Origin of the sequence: Devosia sp. (assembly GCF_017307565.1) — a bacterium.
Lineage (GTDB): Bacteria > Pseudomonadota > Alphaproteobacteria > Rhizobiales > Devosiaceae > Devosia.
Genome location: NZ_JAFKHD010000264.1, coordinates 1 through 2,725 on the forward strand (window position 1 = coordinate 1; position 2,725 = coordinate 2,725).

The 2,725-nt window shown below is 60.9% G+C and carries 3 protein-coding genes; all 3 read right to left on the reverse strand.

Annotated features, from left to right (window positions below):
• Positions 1-463: ABC transporter permease (locus J0I64_RS08370; RefSeq protein ID WP_291407130.1), on the reverse strand; the 463-nt coding region annotated here is incomplete at its 3' end.
• A 208-nt stretch (positions 464-671) separates the two neighbouring features.
• The gene (locus tag J0I64_RS08375) at positions 672-2,327 is read right to left on the reverse strand and encodes an ABC transporter substrate-binding protein (protein WP_291407132.1); all 1,656 of its coding nucleotides are present in this window, start codon (positions 2,325-2,327) and stop codon (positions 672-674) included.
• A gap of 34 nt (positions 2,328-2,361) precedes the next feature.
• A partial coding sequence (locus J0I64_RS08380) for a glycoside hydrolase family 3 N-terminal domain-containing protein (protein WP_291407131.1) occupies positions 2,362-2,725 on the reverse strand: 364 nt, incomplete at its 5' end.

Sequence of the window (2,725 nt, forward strand, 5' to 3'; positions counted from 1 at the left end):
TGATCAGCGAGACGACGACGGCGGGGACGGAGCTGGAAAAGATCGCCGTCAGCGAGACGATGGAGTCGAATATCGTGCCGCGGCGCCAAGCGGCCATAACGCCGAGGAAGGTGCCGAGGCAGAAGCTGAAGAGCGTCGCGATGCCGACGAGGCCAAGGGTCCAGACCAGGGCGCGGCCCAAAAGCTCGGTGACGGGAAGCGGAAAATACTTGATCGAGCGGCCGAGGTCGCCGGTGAACACGCTCTGCAGGTAGCGCAGATATTGCTCGCCGAGCGGCGCATCGATGAAGCCGAAGGTCAGCTTCAGGGCGTTGAGATTTTCGAGGGAGAGTTCGGAGCCGGCGCTGGCGAACATGATCTGGATGGGATCACCCGGCATGAGGCGCGGCAGGAAGAAATTGACGGTGGCAGCCGCAAGGAAGGCCGCAAGGTAAAAGGCGAGACGCCGGAGCAGGAAGGTCATCGGTGCAAGGTTTCTCCCTGTGGCGGGGTTTTGCGATTGGGTGCGGCGGGCTCTTGAGCAGCCATCCCAACCACCACGTCATCCCCGCGTAAGCGGGGATCTCCGGCAATATCCGCAGAAGAGATTCCCGCTTACGCGGGAATGACGCCGTGCGAGTGGCGGGGGTAGATGGCGGGAGCGCAAGGTTACGCTCCCGCCTTTGGCACGATTACTTGGCGACCGGCTCGAGATCGAGCAGCTGCAAGAGGCGAGCCGGGTTGGCGTTGGAAACGACGGGCGAGTACTTGGGGTTCTCGGCGTCGGCCCAGCCGGTGAAGCGGCTGGTATTGTATTCGTAGAAGGACGGGCTGTTGTAGACCGGGATGATCGGCATGGCTTCAGCCACGATCAACTGGAGCTTGTCCATGATCGCCTTCTGTTCGGCCGGATCCTTGATCTGGGTGTACTTGTTGAGCAGCTCCATCACCTCGGCATTTTCCCAATGCGGCGCGGTGAAGCGGCTCTTGCCGAAATCGCCCGGGTTGAACGAGCGGATATACGGGAAGTACGGATTGGCGGCCGATGCCAGGGCGTTGAGCGTCATGGAATAGGTGCCGTCGATCAGATTCTGCGTCCAGACCGCAGCTTCCGGGGTCGACATCTTCACGTTGATGCCGGCTTCGGCGATGCTTTCGATCGAAATCTGGACGGCATCGATCCAGTCGGTCCAGCCATTTGGAACCATGATCTCGATGGCGATGGGAGTGCCATCGGGATTGTCGCGGAAGCCATCGCCATCGGCGTCGACATAGCCCTTTTCATCGAGCAGGGCCACGGCGGCGTCGAAGTCGAAGGCGCCGTATTGGCCGAATTGGGTAGCAACTTCAGGGTTGGCGAAGGCCTTGTAGAGTTCCCCGAGGCTTGCCGGATCGTCATTGACCAGCGGATAGCCGTAGCCCGCAATATCCACGATCGTCTGACGGTCGATGAGCATGGAGAGCGCGCGGCGGAAGTTCACATCGGTGAACGCCTTGCGGTTGTTCTCGTCGGGCGTGATCTGGCTGACCTGGAACGAGACGAGGCTCGAAGGGGTGAACCAGTACTTGTGGTGCTCGGGATCCTTGGCAACGAAGGTGTTGTCGATGTCCGGGATGAAGCTCGTGGCCCAATCCAGCGTGCCATTGGCGAGGGCGGCGAGAACCTGCGGATTATCGGCCAGCTGCGGCATGCGCAGACAGTCGACCTTGAGGGTGTTGGCATCCCAATAGTTGGGGTTGCGGCACTGCTCATAGACCTGCGGGGTGAAGCGCGTGATCTCGGTCATCGGGCCGGAACCGACAGGGTTCTCATTGGCAAAGGTCACCGGATCGGCAATGTCGGCCCAGACGTGCTGGGGGACAATCGGCATGCCGACAATGGTATTGGCGATCAGCGAATTGGGTGTGTTGAGGTTGAACTTGACCGTGCGGTCATCGACCTTTTCGACCGAGGCGAGCTGGGCCGAAACCGAGATGAAATCGAGCGCCGGGAATTTCTTGATGTAGTCGTAGGTGAAGACGACGTCGTCAGCGGTCAGTGGCTTGCCGTCGGACCACTTCACGCCATCGCGCAGCACGAAGGTGATCGACTTGAGGTCGTCGGCCAGCTCATAGCTCTCGGCGAGGCGATAGTTGGGTTCGTTGCCCTTGAGGCGGTTGAACACGACCAGCGGCTCATAGATGAAATCGAGCGTGGTATAGCGCGCCGAGGTCTGCCCGAACGGGTTGAAATTGCGCACGAAGGTGGTGGTCTGTTCCGAACTCAGGGTCAGCACGTTCTGCGCCATGGCAGGGGCTGCCATGGCCAGTGCCGAAGCCGAAACGGCCGCGATCAGCAAAGTTCTCAGCATTACACTTCTCTCCTTTGAATACGGCCTTGCCTCAGGCAAGTCCGTTCTCCCTAAAAATTTCTTCTACCTCGGCATGGAGCGCCCTCACGTCCACGCGTGTGTTGCCGAGCCACGCTTGGGCCCGGTTGATACGAGCAAGGCTTTCGGCACTCAGCGGGCCTGCCGCCCTTGCTGCTGCCTCGCTGGCAGCGAGATCGCCCTGGCTATGGAGGGCAATGTCGTAGCCGGCATCGAGTGCAGCGCGCACCCGTTCCGGCCAAGTTCCCTTGAGTGCCTCCATGGTGAGGCAATCGGTTATAAGAACGCCATCGTAGCCGATGTCGCGACGGATGAGGTCGCATACGGCGGCGGAGACCGAGGCGGCGCGCCTTACAGCGCGCATCGTCGAGCTCGAC